At 34.3% G+C, this 16,853-nt stretch carries 15 protein-coding genes; 7 read left to right on the top strand and 8 right to left on the bottom strand.

The window, feature by feature from the left end; genetic code table 11:
- Positions 1 to 35: 35 nt before the first annotated feature.
- Both purB and BB050_RS12605 read left to right on the top strand, forming a co-directional pair.
- Complete coding sequence (purB, locus tag BB050_RS12610; protein ID WP_066033777.1) at positions 36 to 1,382, top strand: adenylosuccinate lyase; 1,347 nt, start codon at positions 36 to 38, stop codon at positions 1,380 to 1,382.
- Positions 1,383 to 1,551: 169 nt separating this feature from the next.
- On the top strand, positions 1,552 to 3,789 hold the full coding sequence (locus BB050_RS12605; RefSeq protein ID WP_066033776.1) for a cation:proton antiporter domain-containing protein: 2,238 nt from the start codon (positions 1,552 to 1,554) through the stop codon (positions 3,787 to 3,789).
- Between the two features lie 145 nt (positions 3,790 to 3,934).
- Here the strand turns inward: BB050_RS12605 and BB050_RS12600 are convergent, their stop codons facing one another.
- Entirely contained in the window at positions 3,935 to 4,573 is a 639-nt protein-coding gene (locus BB050_RS12600; RefSeq protein ID WP_066033775.1) for a peroxiredoxin, read from the bottom strand.
- A gap of 112 nt (positions 4,574 to 4,685) precedes the next feature.
- A complete protein-coding gene (locus BB050_RS12595) occupies positions 4,686 to 5,597 on the bottom strand; it encodes an AEC family transporter (protein ID WP_035691973.1) in 912 nt (303 codons plus the stop codon).
- Positions 5,598 to 5,713: 116 nt separating this feature from the next.
- On the opposite strand from BB050_RS12595, the gene BB050_RS12590 reads away from it, so the two are divergent.
- The 3 genes from BB050_RS12590 to meaB all read left to right on the top strand — a co-directional run bounded on the left by BB050_RS12590 (position 5,714) and on the right by meaB (position 8,167).
- Entirely contained in the window at positions 5,714 to 6,121 is a 408-nt protein-coding gene (locus BB050_RS12590; protein ID WP_008468038.1) for an RrF2 family transcriptional regulator, read from the top strand.
- 57 nt (positions 6,122 to 6,178) lie between these two features.
- Positions 6,179 to 6,820, top strand: coding sequence for an NAD(P)-dependent oxidoreductase (locus tag BB050_RS12585; RefSeq protein WP_066033774.1), 642 nt, complete (start codon positions 6,179 to 6,181; stop codon positions 6,818 to 6,820).
- 249 nt (positions 6,821 to 7,069) lie between these two features.
- Positions 7,070 to 8,167 (top strand): methylmalonyl Co-A mutase-associated GTPase MeaB, encoded by a 1,098-nt coding sequence (meaB, locus tag BB050_RS12580; protein ID WP_066033773.1) that lies wholly within the window; start codon positions 7,070 to 7,072, stop codon positions 8,165 to 8,167.
- Positions 8,168 to 8,217: 50 nt separating this feature from the next.
- Here the strand turns inward: meaB and BB050_RS12575 are convergent, their stop codons facing one another.
- From BB050_RS12575 to BB050_RS12565, 3 genes are all read right to left on the bottom strand, one after another.
- Positions 8,218 to 10,155: an LTA synthase family protein gene (locus BB050_RS12575; RefSeq protein WP_066033772.1), complete on the bottom strand. Its 1,938-nt coding sequence runs from the start codon at positions 10,153 to 10,155 to the stop codon at positions 8,218 to 8,220.
- A 36-nt stretch (positions 10,156 to 10,191) separates the two neighbouring features.
- Positions 10,192 to 10,419 carry a hypothetical protein gene (locus BB050_RS12570; RefSeq protein ID WP_008468034.1) on the bottom strand — a complete coding sequence of 76 codons (228 nt, stop codon included), beginning with the start codon at positions 10,417 to 10,419 and terminating at the stop codon, positions 10,192 to 10,194.
- An 87-nt stretch (positions 10,420 to 10,506) separates the two neighbouring features.
- A complete protein-coding gene (locus BB050_RS12565) occupies positions 10,507 to 11,889 on the bottom strand; it encodes an MATE family efflux transporter (protein WP_066035157.1) in 1,383 nt (460 codons plus the stop codon).
- Between the two features lie 189 nt (positions 11,890 to 12,078).
- On the opposite strand from BB050_RS12565, the gene BB050_RS12560 reads away from it, so the two are divergent.
- Together BB050_RS12560 and BB050_RS12555 are read left to right on the top strand one after the other, a co-directional pair.
- A complete protein-coding gene (locus BB050_RS12560) occupies positions 12,079 to 12,597 on the top strand; it encodes an outer membrane beta-barrel protein (protein ID WP_008468032.1) in 519 nt (172 codons plus the stop codon).
- 167 nt (positions 12,598 to 12,764) lie between these two features.
- Positions 12,765 to 13,700 carry a DUF6268 family outer membrane beta-barrel protein gene (locus tag BB050_RS12555; protein WP_066033771.1) on the top strand — a complete coding sequence of 312 codons (936 nt, stop codon included), beginning with the start codon at positions 12,765 to 12,767 and terminating at the stop codon, positions 13,698 to 13,700.
- A gap of 2 nt (positions 13,701 to 13,702) precedes the next feature.
- On the opposite strand, the gene BB050_RS12550 is transcribed toward BB050_RS12555, so the two are convergent.
- The 3 genes from BB050_RS12550 to BB050_RS12540 all read right to left on the bottom strand — a co-directional run bounded on the left by BB050_RS12550 (position 13,703) and on the right by BB050_RS12540 (position 16,762).
- Positions 13,703 to 14,416: a LytR/AlgR family response regulator transcription factor gene (locus tag BB050_RS12550; protein ID WP_066035156.1), complete on the bottom strand. Its 714-nt coding sequence runs from the start codon at positions 14,414 to 14,416 to the stop codon at positions 13,703 to 13,705.
- Positions 14,417 to 14,620: 204 nt separating this feature from the next.
- On the bottom strand, positions 14,621 to 15,640 hold the full coding sequence (locus BB050_RS12545; protein WP_236940330.1) for a sensor histidine kinase: 1,020 nt from the start codon (positions 15,638 to 15,640) through the stop codon (positions 14,621 to 14,623).
- 243 nt (positions 15,641 to 15,883) lie between these two features.
- Positions 15,884 to 16,762, bottom strand: a complete 879-nt coding sequence (locus BB050_RS12540) for a PPK2 family polyphosphate kinase (RefSeq protein ID WP_008468027.1) — start codon at positions 16,760 to 16,762, stop codon at positions 15,884 to 15,886.
- Positions 16,763 to 16,853: the final 91 nt, after the last annotated feature.

Here is a 16,853-nt window from a genome sequence, read left to right as displayed (position 1 = left end):
CTTATATTTGCACCTTTCGAAAAAACAACATCACAATGACTACTCTAAACGAATTGAATGCTATATCACCAATTGACGGAAGATATAGAAATAAAACTCAAAATTTAGCACCTTTCTTCTCTGAAGAAGCTTTAATAAAATACCGCGTTTTGGTTGAAGTGGAATACTTCATTGCTTTATGCCAAATTCCGTTGCCTCAGTTGCAAGGTATTGATTCTAGTCTATTTGAAAGCTTGAGAAACATCTACAAAAACTTCTCAACTGAAGATGCTCTTTGGATTAAAGAAACAGAGAAAGTAACCAATCATGACGTAAAAGCGGTTGAATACTTTATTAAAGATGCTTTTGAGAAATTAGGTTTATCTCAATACAAAGAGTTCATTCACTTCGGATTAACGTCTCAAGATATTAATAACACTGCCATTCCGCTTTCTACAAAAGAAGCGTTTGAGCAAGTTTATATGCCAACTTTAATTGCTGTAATTGCAAAATTAAAAGAATTAAGCGTTGAGTGGAAAGACATTCCAATGCTGGCACGTACACACGGACAGCCTGCATCTCCTACTCGTTTAGGAAAAGAGATTTTGGTTTTCGTAGAACGTTTAGAAGAGCAAATGCGTTTGTTATTCAACATTCCGTTTGCTGCTAAATTTGGAGGAGCAACAGGAAATTTCAATGCGCACCACGTAGCATATCCACAAATTGACTGGAAACAATTCGGAAATAAATTTGTTGAAACAGATCTTGGTTTAAAACATTCTTTCCCAACCACACAAATTGAGCATTACGATCATTTTGCAGCTTTCTTTGATGCTTTAAAAAGAATCAATACGATTATCATCGATTTAGATCGCGATATCTGGACGTACGTTTCAATGGATTATTTCAAGCAAAAAATCAAAGCTGGAGAAATCGGTTCGTCTGCAATGCCGCACAAAGTAAATCCAATTGATTTTGAAAACTCAGAAGGAAACTTAGGAATTGCAAATGCTATTTTTGAACACCTTTCTGCAAAATTACCAATCTCAAGATTACAGCGTGACTTAACTGACAGTACTGTTTTACGTAATGTTGGTGTTCCTTTTGGACATACAGTTATTGCTTTTGAAGCTACTTTGAAAGGATTAAATAAATTGCTTTTAAACGAAAGTAAATTTGCTGAAGATTTAGAGAAAAACTGGGCAGTAGTTGCTGAAGCTATTCAAACTATTTTACGTCGCGAAGCGTATCCAAACCCTTACGAAGCTTTAAAAGGATTAACAAGAACTAATGAAGCGATTGACAAAAATGCGATTCATAACTTTATTGCGACTCTAGAAGTTTCAGATGCCGTTAGAGCAGAATTATTGGCTATAACGCCTAGTAATTACACAGGAATTTAAGAAAAATACCAAATATTTTACCAAAAAAAGCTATCTTTATCGAGATAGCTTTTTTTTATTAAATCCAGAGGCAAATCCAGGTTAGACTCCTTTTATTTTAATAGGAGCCATTGAATTTCATTTGAAATAAAAAGCTGGATCAGCCGTTAAAAAAATACCACGTTTTTATATGATTGCATTAAATGCCGCTGCGGAAACTTCACACCACTTACAACCTTTAATTAGTGATTTAGGATTAATCCTGATGACCGCCGGAATTGCTGTTCTATTATTTAGAAAAATGAAACAGCCTTTGGTTTTAGGTTACCTTATTGCAGGATTTTTAGCTGGAAACCATTTTGATTTCTTCCCATCTATCACCGATATGAAAAGTGTCGAAGTCTGGGCAGAAATCGGAGTTATATTTTTACTTTTTAGTTTAGGACTTGAATTCAGCTTTAAGAAACTAATGAAGGTTGGAGGGACTTCGTCTGTCACCGCCATAACCCAGATCTTGTTTATGACCGTAATTGGTTACGCAGTCGGGCAATGGATGGGCTGGGGAAAAATGGACAGTATTTTCTTGGGAGCCACACTTTCCATTTCGTCCACAACTATTATTATCAGAGCTTTTGATGAATTGGGCGTAAAAGGGAAAAAATTCGTTGGAATTGTTTTCGGAGCTTTAATCGTCGAAGATATTGTGGCAATTCTGATGCTGGTTTTGCTATCAACTATTGCTGTAAGCGATCAGGTTTCGGGAACAGCATTATTACAATCTGTTTTAAAACTTATTTTCTTTTTAATTATCTGGTTTTTAGGGGGAATCTTTATTATTCCAACTATTTTCAAAAAAGCTAAACATCTGATGACAGATGAAATGCTACTCATCATCTCATTAGCATTATGTCTAATGATGGTAATTTTTGCTTCAAATGTTGGTTTTTCTCCAGCATTAGGCGCTTTTATCATGGGATCTATTATTGCTGAAACTACAATGGCAGAAAAAATTGAACATTTAATTCAGCCTGTAAAAGACTTTTTCGGTGCCGTTTTCTTTGTATCTGTCGGAATGTTGATTAACCCAGTAACATTGATAAATTATGCGCTTCCTGTTGCCATAATTACTTTATTGACCATATTTGGAAAAGCTTTTAGTTCTTCTATTGGTGCTTTGATTTCTGGCCAGCCGTTAAAACAATCTGTTCAAACCGGAATGAGTTTGGCACAAATTGGAGAGTTCTCATTTATTATTGCCACTCTTGGAATGTCCTTAAAAGTTACTAGTGATTTCTTGTACCCAATTATTGTGGCTGTATCTGCAATCACGACATTTACCACACCTTTCTTAATTAAATATTCTGAACGTTTTGCATTCTTTTTAGAGGCAAAAATGCCTAAAAGATGGGTTAAAAACATTAACCGTTATAGTGTGAATGCACAAGCCATTAAATCTGTCAGTACTTGGCAAATTGTACTTCGTTCTTCGATTACGCAAATTATTCTTCATACCATTATTATTACAGCCATTATATTATTGTCTTCCAAATTTGTAGCGCCATTGGTTGCCGATACACGATTCGGAAATACATTAGCTGCTTTATTGACTCTGGTTGTAATTGCTCCATTTTTATGGGCACTTTCGCTCCGTCGTGTAAAAGTTGATGAAGTTGAAACCCTTTGGGAAGAACGCAAATATCGTGGCGCACTTTTAATGCTTATCTTGATAAGAATGAGTCTCGGCCTATTCTTTGTCGGGTTTTTATTGAATATTTTCTTCTCTCCTTTAGTAGCTTTCGTAGCGCTGATTATTGCAATAGGAGCTTATCAAATTTTCCCTAAAAAACTAAATGAGCAATACCATAAAATCGAAAATCACTTTTTGAAAAACCTAAACGATCGCGAAAACAAAAAGATCGATAGACGATATGCCAATTTAATGCCTTGGGACGGACACATGTCGTTTTTCGAAATTAAAAAAGAATCAAATTTAGTGGGTCAGACTTTACAGGAACTCAAAATTCGTGAACAATTAGGAATTAATATCGCCTACATTAAACGAGGAGAAGTCACCATTCCGATTCCTACCAAAACGGAACGTCTATTTCCAGGCGATGAAATATGTGTAATTGGAACTGATGCACAAATCGCAGAATTCACAAAATTCTTAACTCAAAACGAAACAGAACCGCCTACAAAAGTAGAAGAAACAGATATTGTTTTACGACAGCTCGAAGTTTCTCAAGATGAGTTTATTCAAAAAAGCATCGGACAGTTCAGAGCCAAAACAGACGGAATGGTCGTAGGAATTGAACGAAACGGAAACCGTATTCTAAATCCAGAATCTAGTTTGATATTAGAGAAAAATGATATTCTCTGGGTTGTAGGAGATAAGAAAAGAATGAATGCTTTGTTGGCGGCTAAGTAAGTTTCTGAGATCCTAAGATTCTAAGATCCGGAGTTTAAAAAAGGCGTTGAGAAGTTTCATAAATTGAAAATCTCAACGCCTTTGTTTTTTACTTTATATAAAAACTTATAATCTCAGCATCTCAGAAACTTAGAGACTCAGATTATTATTTATTCGGCTGCGGAGTCAATCTCAAATAAGGTTTGATTGGCGTATGTCCTTTTGGGAATTTAGCTGGAATATCGCTATCTGGAATTGCAGGTGCGATTACCACATCTTCTCCATCTTTCCAGTTTGCAGGAGTGGCAACGCTATAATTGGCAGTCAATTGTAAACTGTCAATTACACGAAGTAATTCGTCAAAATTTCTTCCAGTTGAAGCTGGATAAGTCAAAGTTAATTTTATTTTTTTATCTGGTCCGATAACGAAAACAGAACGCACTGTAAATTTATCGCTTGCATTTGGATGAAGCATATCGTATAAATTAGCTACTTTCTTATCCTCATCGGCAATGATTGGGAAATTTACTTCTGTATTTTGAGTTTCGTTGATATCTTTAATCCACTCTTTATGTGAATCTAAACCGTCTACACTCAGAGCAATAACTTTAGTATTTCTTTTTTTGAATTCTGGCACATAGTTCGCCACTGTTCCCAATTCAGTTGTACAAACTGGCGTAAAATCTGCTGGATGTGAAAATAAAACACCCCACGAATCTCCTAACCATTCGTGAAAATTAATTGGTCCTTGCGTGGTTTCTGCTCGAAAGTCCGGAGCTATATCGCCTAATCTTAATGTTGACATAATTTCATTTTTTTAGTTCATCTAAAATTAACCAAAAAAAGCATATAGAAAACATTGATTTTCTTAAAAAAAGTTAAAATTCTACTTTGTCGATATAATTAGTATTTTACTCCTAAATAAAACTCAAAACAAAATACCAAAAAGCAAGCGTAACAAAGGAAATTGGAATTCCAAAACCGATCATCATACTGCTTAATTTTGGTTTTAATCCATAAGTTGAAGCTAAGATCGCACCCGTTATCATGGGCGCCATGGCGGTTTCCATTATTGTAATTTTTATGACTTCAGAATGTTGGTTAAAAATAAAAACATATAGCACAAAAATTATAAAAGGAATCAAAAGCAATTTAAAGAAAAGTCCAAGTCGTAAAAATTTCCAATGCTGGCTTTTTCGATCAAAAGTCAATTGCAAACCAACAGAGAGCAAAGCTAAAGGTGTTACTAAACTTCCTATTTTTAGCAATACTGACTGAAAGTTCTCATTTAAATTATAATCGAAAATATTCATTAGACATGCCAAAACAAACATCAAAAATGGCGGAAACGTGATAATCTTTTTGAAAATTCCTAAGGCATTCGGGCTTCCTTTAGAATAAAAAGCAGCAGTAAAAACCCCAAGTGTTGAAACCACCACAAAAGTTCCCGGCTGATCAACTAATACAGCCGTTTCCAAACCTTTCTTTCCAAACAAAGCCTCAATAATCGGGTATCCTAAAAAAGAACTGTTGCTTAATCCTGCTGTCAAAATCAAACAGCCAATCAGTTTATTGGACCAGCCATTTCTTCTTCCTAAAAAATGAAAAAATATAAAAGCCAGAATATAAGTAATCCACCCCGCTCCTATCGGAAATAGCAATTCGCTGCTCCATTTTATTTTAGGAATATGATATAAAGTAATGGCAGGAAGGCAGAAATAAATAACAATTTTATTGAGCGTCTTATAGATATGAGTGGGAAACTGTTTTACGTGCTGTAAAACCAAACCCAGCGAAAGAAAGAGAAATATTAGTATAAAGTTGTTCATATGTAAGATCATCACAAAAATAAGTATTTAAAATTTGAGGTAAAGAATTAATTTTTAGTTAAATTAGTATTTTGTGTTACAAAAAGATGTAAATTTGTAACATATTTTATTACAGTATGATTTCAGGTAAATTTGCCATAACGATTCACATTCTTACTTTGCTCCATAAATTCCCCAATGATTATTTGTCATCGGAGTTTATTGCGGGAAGTATTAATCTAAATCCTGTTTTGGTTCGAAAAGAAATTGCCAATTTAAAAGCTCATCATATTGTAGAAAGTAAAGAAGGAAAAAATGGCGGTACAAAATTAGCGGTCAATGCTGCTGATCTAACTTTAAAACAAATATTCGAAATGACCTTTGAAACAATTGGGTTAGGCTTTGCAAAGAATCAGCCGAATCCTGATTGTCCTGTTGGAAAAAACATCAATCAGCATTTGGAAGCTTTATATAGCGAAATGAATCAAAACGTCAGCAGACAGCTGGAGGGAATTTCATTGGAAGATTTTTCGAATCAATTTTAAAACTATTTTTTTACCCGAAACTGTAACATTTTTTATTACTAAATAAATTTATATATTATGAAAATCGCACTTATTGGAGCTACAGGATTTGTTGGCTCAGCAATTTTAAACGAATTAGCAGACAGAAAACACGAAATCACTGCTATTGCAAGAACTCCAAAAGATACAGCAAATGCTAAATGGATTGCTGCAGATATTTTTAATATTGACGCTTTGGCAGAAATCTTGAAAGGTCACGATGCTGTTGTCAATGCTTACAATCCCGGTTGGACTAACCCTAATATTTACGATGATTTTTTAGCAGGTTCACAAGCTATTCAGGAAGCGGTTAAAAAATCGGGTGTTAAACGTTTTATTACAATTGGTGGAGCTGGAAGTCTATATGTTGCCCCAGATTTACAAGCAGTTGACACTCCAGATTTTCCAAAGGAGATTTACCCTGGAGCCAACGCCGCGAGACATTATTTAAATATCATCAAAGAAGAAAAAGATTTGGATTGGGCATTCTTTAGCCCTGCTTTCGAAATGCATGCTGGAACTAAAACTGGAAGAACCGGAAAATACCGTTTAGGTTTAGAAAATCCTGTTTTTAATGACGAACAAAGAAGTATTTTATCTGTAGAAGATTTAGCTGTTGTAATTGCTGACGAAGTAGAAACTCCAAAACATCATCAAGTACGCTTTACAGCTGGATATTAATTTTTAAAGATGCTAAGTTCCTAAGGCGCTAAGATTCTAAGTTTTTTTGCCACGAATTACACGAATTCTCACTAATTTTTTTTTATAGTAGTAGAAGAATAATTCGAGGAAATTTGTGTAATTCGTGGCAAACTTTTTTTTAATACTTTTTGGCATAACAAATTAGTGAGAATTCGTGTAATTCGTGGCAAACTAACTTTTTGAAACTGTTTTTGTTTTCTGTACTTTTACATTTCTAAAAAGTGCGTTTTGTCAAATTCTAATAAACAAACTGGCAACATATCTGAAAAAGCTGGAATTTCACCTCCCGAAATCACCAATATTTCGGCTATCAATCAAATTAAAAGCAAACGCAGGCAACAGCCCACTTCTCAAGAACTAATTGATGGCATTTTAGAAGGAAACAGAACTTCTCTCAGTCGCGCGATTACTTTAATTGAAAGCACTAATCCAGATCATTTTGAGAAAGCTGGCGAAGTTATTCAAGGCTGTTTGTCTCATGCCAATAAATCAATTCGCATTGGAATTACTGGTGTTCCGGGTGTCGGGAAAAGCACTTTTATTGAGGCTTTTGGAAAACACCTGACACAATTAGGAAAAAAGGTCGCAGTTTTAGCAGTTGACCCAAGCAGTTCTCTTTCACACGGAAGTATTTTAGGCGACAAAACTAGAATGGAGGAATTGGTTAAGGACGAAAATGCATTTATCCGACCAAGCGCTTCGGGAGAGACTTTAGGCGGTGTAGCAAGAAAAACCAGAGAAACTATCATACTTTGTGAAGCTGCAGGTTTTGATACTATTATTATTGAAACCGTTGGTGTGGGCCAAAGCGAAACTGCTGTTCATAGCATGGTCGATTTCTTTTTACTTTTAAAGATTTCTGGTGCTGGCGACGAACTTCAAGGCATTAAACGTGGCATTATGGAAATGGCAGATGCTATTGTCATTAATAAAGCTGATGGCGATAATGTAAAAAAAGCCAATCAGGCGAAAGTAGAATTTAATCGCGCTTTGCATTTATTTCCTCCAAAAAAATCAAACTGGCAACCGAAAGTAACTACTTGCAGTTCGTTGGCAAAAGATGGAATTCCTGAAGTTTGGAACACTATTTCTGATTATTTTGAAATGACGAAAGAAACCGGGTTTTTCCAAGAAAAAAGAAATGAGCAAAACCATTTCTGGATGATGGAAACCATTAACGAACAGCTAAAACAAAATTTCTATAATCAGCCGGAAATCATATCATTATTAGAAGAAAGTAAAAAAGCAGTGCAAAACAATGAAATTTCATCGTTTGCAGCTGCTTCTAGTTTGTTGAAAATATATTTCAATAAAGAGACAAAGTAACAAAGAAACAAAGCTTTTACTCTGTCACTTTGATCTCTGTTACTTTGTTACTATTTTTTAGCTCTAAGCTTATACTTGCTTTCCTTATACAAATTCCCTGCTGTAATAACATGCGCCAAAGCATCTTTTGCTAAATCTTCGTTTAGTTTTACAGGAACTAAAGTGGTATCATTTTTTATTTCAAATTGAAGTGGTTTCAAATTGGGTTGCATGATCACCACTTGGTTTTCTACTCTAAATGCATTGATATCATTAAACTGCATAATAGATCTTCCTTGTACTTTTGGATCTAGTTTAGCTAGATTTCGACCTACCATAGGAGTTTCGAAAGGCATTCCTAAATATCCTAATAATGTTGGCGGAATATCAATCTGACTTGCCAATCTATCATAAATAGCTCCTTTTGGAACTCCTGGCCCCATGATAAATGCTGGAATATGGAATTTATTGATTGGAACTAAATTTTTACCGTACGTTCTGGTATTGTGATCTGCAATTACAATGAAAATTGTATTTTTAAAATACGGTTCTTTTTTAGCCATTTCAAAGAATTTTCCAATAGAGAAATCGGCATATTTCATGGCATTGTTTACCGTATTAGGCTTTTTATCATAAGGTTTAATTCTTCCTGCCGGATATTCAAAAGGTTCGTGATTTGAAGTCGAGAACATTAAAGAGAAAAACGGTTTATCGCCTTTTGATTTAAAATACTGATTGGCTTTGGTCACCAAATCTTCATCAGAATAGCCCCAAGTTCCTTTGAAAGCATATTTATTTCCATCAGAATCAAAATCAGTTTGGTCTACAATGTCTGTAAAACCATTTCCGTTGAAAAAAGAAGCCATGTTGTCAAAATTGGCCATTCCGCCATAAATAAAACTGGTATCGTAACCTTTTTGTTTTAATGCTTCCGCTAAAGTAAAAAAGCCTTGCTGTGAGTTTCCAAGCTTTACAACACTTTCTGATGGCGAAGGCAAAAATCCGGTCACAACCGCTTCAATTCCACGTACGCTTCTGGTTCCTGTACAATATAAATTGGTAAATAATGTTCCTTCTTTAGATAATTTATCAAATTCTGGCGTTAATGGTTTTCCTCCTAAAATTCCAACATATTCTGCACCTAAACTTTCTTGCAAAAAGATAACCAGATTGTATGGTTTCTTTACAACAGAATCTGGCTGCTGCACATGTAAAAACGGGATATCTTTATCTGTAAAATCGTTTGGTCCAGCGATCATGTATTTCTTTACACGAGCAATTGCCTCGGCTTCATCCATTTTACCATACATTTTAGTATTTCCTTCATTTTTGATCGAATAAGCTGCAAAAGCTACTGTATAAAATGAATTTAATCCCAAAGTATTTGTCAATTGATCTGTCGAGAAAACAGCATTACTCGCATTAATAGGACGTTTTGAAGTCAGACTCGAACGCGCTCCAAAAAACAATAAAAAAGCCACTAATGGAAATACCATTAATTTGAATTTGTAATCTGCGCTGGTCGTATGAAAATATTTTTTCCCCTTTTTGAAAGCAAAATACATCACAACTCCCAAAATTAGGAATGTCACGACGATAGAAGTCAGATAGCTTTTTAAAAGCATTCCAACCACTTCTTTCGGATAAATAAGATAATCTAAGAAAATCTTATTTGGACGCGTGTCATATTGTTTTACAAAATCTGGCGAAGCTAATTCCACAAAAAGAATTAAAAACAGAAATAGAAAACTATAAATTACCAGAAATTTGTTGGTGAATTTTATCCATTTATTCGGCAGAAAAGTAATTAGCAATGCGGGTAGAAACGACAAATAGCAAAGTAATATCAAATCCATTCGAAGACCGATTGGAAAAATATACCAGAAATCTGGCGTTTGCACTACTCTTTCTTTAAAAAGAAAAAATAAAAAGATTCGGCTTAGAGTGGTTATCAATAATCCGATCAATATAAAACTGAAAATCGGTTTTAAGAAACGTAAATTTTTCATTAAAAATAGTATAGGAACATAAGATCAGAAAAACAATTACTCTTCGTAACGGTTAATTTCTCTATCATAAAACTCATTTGCTTTTTCAATTAAACTTTCCATTTCAGCGTTTAATTCTGCTTCATCCAGATCTTCAGGTTCTTCTAAAAACTCAACCTCATCGTCTTTTAAATTGATAATAAATCTTGGATAATCTAGGTGGATGATAAAAATATCATCTGGAAAATCAGTGTTGTCTCCAAGTAAAAATTTAGGTAATTCCATATGTTTATTTTTTTTAGTAATTGATTAATTTATTGTTTGCTACTGATTTCATATATAAAAATCAGCCTTTTATTTTTTCAAATTTAATTATTCTGTATCTGAATTCTTAACCAATCTTTTGGTTAAGTAATGAAAACGGACATACAAACAAATCGCTGCGGCTGTTAAACCTGCCAAAAGTCCGACCCAAACACCTTGCGCCTTCAATTCGGTGTGTTCTCCTAAATAATAAGAAATAGGAAAACCGATAACCCAATAGGCTACAAAAGTAATGTACATAGGCACTTTTACATCTTGCAATCCGCGCAAAGCACCTAAAACCACAACTTGGATTCCGTCAGAAATTTGGAAAACAGCTGCAATTAAAAGCAGTTTTGAGGCAATGGCAATTACTTCCTCATTATCCAAAATCTGTCCAGTATTCTCCATATTCAAGAAAATATTTGGAAGATAATCGTGGAAAACAATAAAGAAAATAGCAAAAACCGTTTCTAAAATAATAGCTAGCAAAAATATAGAACGTGCTACAACAATCAGTTTTTTATAATCCATCAACCCTCTTTGATTACTTACACGAACCATAGAAGTCACGCTTAATCCCATTGCAAACATAAAAGTCATCGACGCCAAACTCAGTGCAATCTGATTTGCTGCCTGACTTGTCTTTCCGATATTCCCGCAAAGCCAAATCGAGGCAGTAAATAAAACTACTTCAAAAAGCATTTGCATCGCAGAAGGAAATCCGATACTGATAATTTTTTTTATGGTTGCTTTTTTTATTTCATTAAAACTAAAACCTTTAAAAAAGCGTTTTAAATCGTCTCTTCGCGAAAGCATAATGTGCATAAACATTACTAAAAATATTCTAGAAATTACAGTTCCTAAAGCCGCTCCGATAATTCCCATTTTTGGAAAAAACCAAATACCGCATATTAAAACATAATTAATTCCAACGTGAAGAACGTTTGCCATTACCATAGCATACATAGAATATTTGGTTAACGACATTCCGTCTGCAAACTGTTTATAACCCTGATACATTACTAATGGAATTAGAGAAAAAGCCACCCATCCTAAATAGGGTTTTGCCAGCACGATTACATCTGCAGGCTGTTTCAGCAATTCCATAATGGGTTTAGCAAACATAATTACCGTAAAAAGCACTAATCCTAGAATGGTACAAAGAAATAATCCATGATGAAAAGCAGATCGAATTTTAGTATCATTTTTCTCCGCATCACCTTCGGCAACAATTGGCGTAATAGCTGTAGAAAATCCAATTCCTAGAGACATTGCAATAAAAATCATGCTATTTCCAAGTGAAACTGCCGCCAATTCCGTGCTTCCAATTTTACCAACCATTATATTATCGACGATACCAATTAAAGTATGTCCGACCATTCCTAAAATAACAGGATATGCCAGCCTTAAATTATACGAAAACTCTTTGGTGTACTGCTTTAAATTCACTTCTAATCTATTTTGTGCGCAAAGATAGTCAGAAGCTTCGAATTCTATCCTATCAATAAAAATATATCCCAATTTTAAGACAAAAATAAGACGAACTCAATATTATGTAACGATTTTTAAAAATTGTATAACAAACTCCAAATGGCTTCCATATAATTTTACATCATAGAAATTTCAAAAATATAAGCCATGAAAAAATTACAGATGTTATGCCTAGCTGCGTTCACGTTTTTATTTGCCAACACAACTTTTGCTCAAGACAGCGAAGTCGAAAATTACGATCAGGGTTTTAGATTAGGAGTCGGTTTAAATGGAGGTCTTCCAACCGATAACGATTATGACTGGTCTCTGGGTGGAGATGTACGTTTACAGTACGATCTTTCTAAAAAAACATCATTAACCTTAACAACGGGATTTACAAATTTATTTATGGGGAAAGATGAACTTGGAAATAACATAAAAGATCTTGGATTCATTCCAGCCAAAGCAGGTTTTAAAGCTTTTGTATTAAAAGATCAATTTTATGTTTTAGGAGAACTGGGTGCTGGTTTTGCTGTAACAAACGGTTACGATAAAACTACCTTTTTATGGGCTCCAGGAATTGGTTATGCCAACAAGTACATCGATTTAAGTGTTCGTTACGAAGATTATCATGACTTTAGAACCAATCAAGTAGCATTGCGTGTTGCTTATGGTTTTAAACTATAAAAAAATAGGTTTAATTTATTATTTTGTTTTTGGTAAAAATCCGACAGCTTGTAATAGTTGTCGGATTTTTTATTTTATACCGTTGGTCAAAAGAAAAGTGCTGGTAGTCAAATGATTTTTTTGGATTGATTTAGAACGTGGTAATTCGCAGAAAAATTAATCAAATTATGAGCAAAACAATCTTTTATCTATCGCAGCTTTTTCTTTTTTTATTGGCAAGTCTTGCCGCACACTCACAATCAGGAATTTCAGGTGAATTTAAAGTCGATTATGTGCCTTTTTCTAAATATGTACGGCCAATAGACAGCACTAAGACAAATGCCGAAAGCAATTTTAAAAGAGCGCAGCTGGCTTTTGAAGTGCCACTATCTTTAAAAATGGATAAATACGATCATCCAAAACTCTGGTCGGTATTTTTTAATGCCAGTTATGCCAAAATGGAAAACAGAAACTACAACATACAAGATCTTCCAGTAGAATTTCAAAGCGGATTCCCGAATGAATTGCTCAATACGCAAATTGGAGTCAAACATTTGCGCTCTATTTCTTCTTCTTGGTCTTTATTAATTATGGCTTCTGTAGGTGTTTATACAGATATGGTTGAAATTAATAAAGATGATGTCCTGCTTCAAGGCGGCATTCTTTTTATCAAACAATTTAATCCTAAATTGGCTTTGGGTGCTGGTCCAGTTTTAACTAATAGTTTTGGTGTTCCGATGGTTCTTCCTGGAATTTATTTTAACTGGGAATCTACGGGAGCGCTACATTTTAAAGTTGCTTTTCCTGAAGGTGTTGAAATAGGCTATCGAATGTCTGATAGTTTTGACTTAAAAGCGGTAGCCGAATTAAGTGGAATGACAGCTGAAACCAAAATTGGGAATAAATCGACCCTGCTTGGATATCAGCAGATAATTGCAGGCTTACGACCTCAGATGAAATTTGGAAAACATTGGATTTTAGAACCAACTGGCGGAACTACTCTTGTTCGAAGTTTTTCGACAACAAACCGAAAAATTAAAGAAATCTTTAAGGAAAAAGATATTGCTGATCCAAGATTCACGACTACTTTTTATGGAGCAATAGCTCTAAAATGGAAATTCTAGAGCTATCTGCTTAATAAGTTTTTATACACTACCTCTTTCAATAATTCCTCACGGCGTGTTCTTGAAATAGGTAGTTCTTGTCCTTTTATAAATAATCGTCCGCCAGAAATAGAATCTATATGCGTAACATTTACGAGAAATGATTTATGGATTCGAAAGAAAATTTCTTTTGGAAGTGTTTCTTCTAATGAAATCATGGTTTGATGAATAATCAGCACTTTATCTTTAAAATGAAGTTTAGCATAATTTTGCATCCCTTCAATATACAAAATATCGATCCAAGAAATTTTCTGAAACCCTTCTTCCTGACGCACATATAAAAAAGGATCCAATTGATTTTGTTTTGGTGAATTCAACATTTGATGCCATTGCTTTGCTTTTAACGAAGCCTGATAAAAACGCTGAAAAGTAATGGGCTTTAATAAATAATCCACAACCTGAAGGCGGTATCCGTCTAAAGCATGTTCTGAATAAGCAGTTGTAAAAATCACCAATGGCGGGTTTTCTAAAGATTCTAAAAATTCCAATCCAGACAAATAAGGCATATTTATATCCAGAAATAATAAATCTATCGCTTTTTCCTGAAGATAGGAAGTAGCTTCCAAAGCGGAAGCACAAGTGCCGACGGTTTCGAGAAAATCAATTTTAGAAACAAAATCTGCTATTCCGTTTCTTGCTATAGGTTCATCGTCGATTATGAGACATTTCATTTTCATAGTTTTTTTGTTTCTGGTTTGTTTTTTGTTTCCCGCAGATTTGACAGATTTAGCAGATTTTTTCTTTAACCGCAAAGTACACAATCCCGATAGCTATCGGGATCGCAAAGTTCGCAAAGTTTTAATTTTTGTAAATAATGCTTAGAACACAAAGCATTGCAGATTTAAAATTCGTGCTAATTTGTGCAATTCGTGGCAAAAAAATTATTTTAAATCTAAAACCACTTCAACTGTAAAGTCAGAATCAGTTTTATGAATATCTAATCTGTGTTTTTCTGGATATTGTATTTCCAGTCTTTTCTTTACATTCTCTAAACCTAATCCTTGATTTTTTGAAGGTATTTTGTATTGCTCGGTATAAGAGTTTTCAATTGTAAAATTCAGCTGATGATTTATTTGCTCGCAAGACAAATGCACATATCCTTTTTGATTTGGAAGTCGGGAAACATGTTTAAAAGCATTTTCGATTAACGGAACCAAAAGCAACGGCACAATCTGAAGCTGTCCATTTTCAATATTCCATTTGCTTTTCACTTCCAATTCATTTCCCCAACGAGTTTCTTCAACAGCAATTAAATCCTTTAAATATTTGATTTCAAGATGCAAAGGCACATATTCCTTGTTGCATTCATACAATTGGTACCGCAAAATATCCGAAAACTGAACCAATAAATCTGAAGCTAACTTTACATCGCTTTGCATTAGAATATGGATATGATTTAACACATTAAACATCAAATGCGGATTGATCTGATCTTGCAAAATCTTGATTTGCGCCTCTAAATGCACTTGTTTCAATTCTGCATGACTTCTTTCGATAGCATTATGTTCCTGATAAAACCGAAGTCCGCAGGCTGTGCTACTTATTAAAATTGCCGCTGGAATACTGCCATAAAATTGCGTCCATAAAAACTGAAGTGTACTCAAATCAGCTTGATCGGGATATAACCTGCTTCTTGATTCTGGATTTGAAAAAACGGCATATATGGTTGCGAGGCAAAATGACAGAATAAGAACCACCACAATACCTTGCAAGGCAAACAAAGCCATTTTATTTTTTCGCAAAGCGCTAGGCAATAATACATCACTTAAAAAATGCGCTAAAGCGGTTGAACAAAATAAAATTAAAACGGACTGGGAAAAAGCAGACCAAAAACTGTAATCTTCTATTAGCTGTCCCCAAATTGTAAAACCTAACAGACACCAAAAAAAGACTAAAAACATCCAGTGCCTATTTTTATTGATTGCAATCATCTATACATAATTTGTTGAGAAATTTAACTTCAAAAGTAGTTCTATATTTTTTAAACAAACAACAAAGGACCTTAATTGTCAAGCGCTATTGAAATTAATTTGACAAACTGCGTTTTTGTGTTGACTAATGGTATATAAAATAACCCCGACAGTTTAAAAAAATTATCGGGGTTCAAAAAATTATCTAATTGACTAATTATCTCAATTACGCAATTACTTCTCTCCTAATTCTTTCTTATACAACTCAATATTAATTGCTGTTCTCTCGTCCAATTCAGGCTCTTTAATATCGGTGTGTTTCTTCATTTCTTCCCAGATAATTTTCGCTACAATATATCGTGACATTTCTTTATCATCAGCAGGAACAATATACCATGGAGCATGTGGTGTCGATGTTTTATTGATGGCTTCTTCGTAATACTTCATATATTCATCCCAATACCCGCGTTCTTTCAAATCTCCAGGCGAAAATTTCCAATTGTGTTTTTCCTCTTCCAAACGTCGCAACAGACGCTGGCGTTGTTCTTCTTTGCTCAAATGCAGATAGAATTTCATTACGATTGTTCCGTTTTGGCAAATGTGTTTTTCAAAATTATTAATCTGTTCGATTCTATTTTTCCAAAAGTCTGGCGTAATATCATCAACAGAATCAATTCCCGGCAAGTTTTCAGCCAACACATATTCGGGATGCACACGCGTTACGAGAATATTTTCATAATGTGTTCTATTAAAAATGGCAAATTTTCCTTTTTCTGGAAGCGCAATATAATGACGCCATAAATAATCATGTTCTAGTTCTGTCGAAGTCGGTGTCTTAAAACTATGCACCACAACCCCACGCGGATTAAATTCCTTAAAAACTTCTCGAATCAAACTGTCTTTTCCCGAAGTATCCATTCCCTGAAGACAAATCAAAACGCTGTATTTGTTATGCGCATACATTACATCTTGCAAATCGCTCAATTTGGCTTGAACTTTATCTAGTTTTTCTTCTTTTTCGTCATCATCGGCTTTGACATCTAATAAAGTTGGAATTTCTTTGAGCTTTATTTTATCTACAACTTTAAAATCTTTCGGGTCTATTGATTTCATATCTTTTTAATTTTTTGTCTTATAAATATAGTAATTTTACGAATTCCGATAGCTATCAGAACTGCTATTCATTGCAATAAAAAACAACATT

It is taken from the genome of Flavobacterium anhuiense (assembly GCF_001705175.1).
Taxonomy (GTDB): domain Bacteria; phylum Bacteroidota; class Bacteroidia; order Flavobacteriales; family Flavobacteriaceae; genus Flavobacterium; species Flavobacterium anhuiense.
This window is presented reverse-complemented; position numbering and strand designations above follow the sequence as displayed.

Bases quoted from the DNA above. Each gene is read 5' to 3' on its own strand.
- purB (WP_066033777.1), top strand. From the start codon at position 36: ATGACTACTCTAAACGAATTGAATGCTATATCACCAATTGACGGAAGA.
- BB050_RS12605 (WP_066033776.1), top strand. From the start codon at position 1,552: ATGATTGCATTAAATGCCGCTGCGGAAACTTCACACCACTTACAACCT.
- BB050_RS12600 (WP_066033775.1), bottom strand. From the start codon at position 4,573: ATGTCAACATTAAGATTAGGCGATATAGCTCCGGACTTTCGAGCAGAA.
- BB050_RS12595 (WP_035691973.1), bottom strand. From the start codon at position 5,597: ATGAACAACTTTATACTAATATTTCTCTTTCTTTCGCTGGGTTTGGTT.
- BB050_RS12590 (WP_008468038.1), top strand. From the start codon at position 5,714: ATGATTTCAGGTAAATTTGCCATAACGATTCACATTCTTACTTTGCTC.
- BB050_RS12585 (WP_066033774.1), top strand. From the start codon at position 6,179: ATGAAAATCGCACTTATTGGAGCTACAGGATTTGTTGGCTCAGCAATT.
- BB050_RS12575 (WP_066033772.1), bottom strand. From the start codon at position 10,155: ATGAAAAATTTACGTTTCTTAAAACCGATTTTCAGTTTTATATTGATC.
- BB050_RS12570 (WP_008468034.1), bottom strand. From the start codon at position 10,419: ATGGAATTACCTAAATTTTTACTTGGAGACAACACTGATTTTCCAGAT.
- BB050_RS12560 (WP_008468032.1), top strand. From the start codon at position 12,079: ATGAAAAAATTACAGATGTTATGCCTAGCTGCGTTCACGTTTTTATTT.
- BB050_RS12555 (WP_066033771.1), top strand. From the start codon at position 12,765: ATGAGCAAAACAATCTTTTATCTATCGCAGCTTTTTCTTTTTTTATTG.
- BB050_RS12550 (WP_066035156.1), bottom strand. From the start codon at position 14,416: ATGAAAATGAAATGTCTCATAATCGACGATGAACCTATAGCAAGAAAC.
- BB050_RS12545 (WP_236940330.1), bottom strand. From the start codon at position 15,640: ATGTTTTTAGTCTTTTTTTGGTGTCTGTTAGGTTTTACAATTTGGGGA.
- BB050_RS12540 (WP_008468027.1), bottom strand. From the start codon at position 16,762: ATGAAATCAATAGACCCGAAAGATTTTAAAGTTGTAGATAAAATAAAG.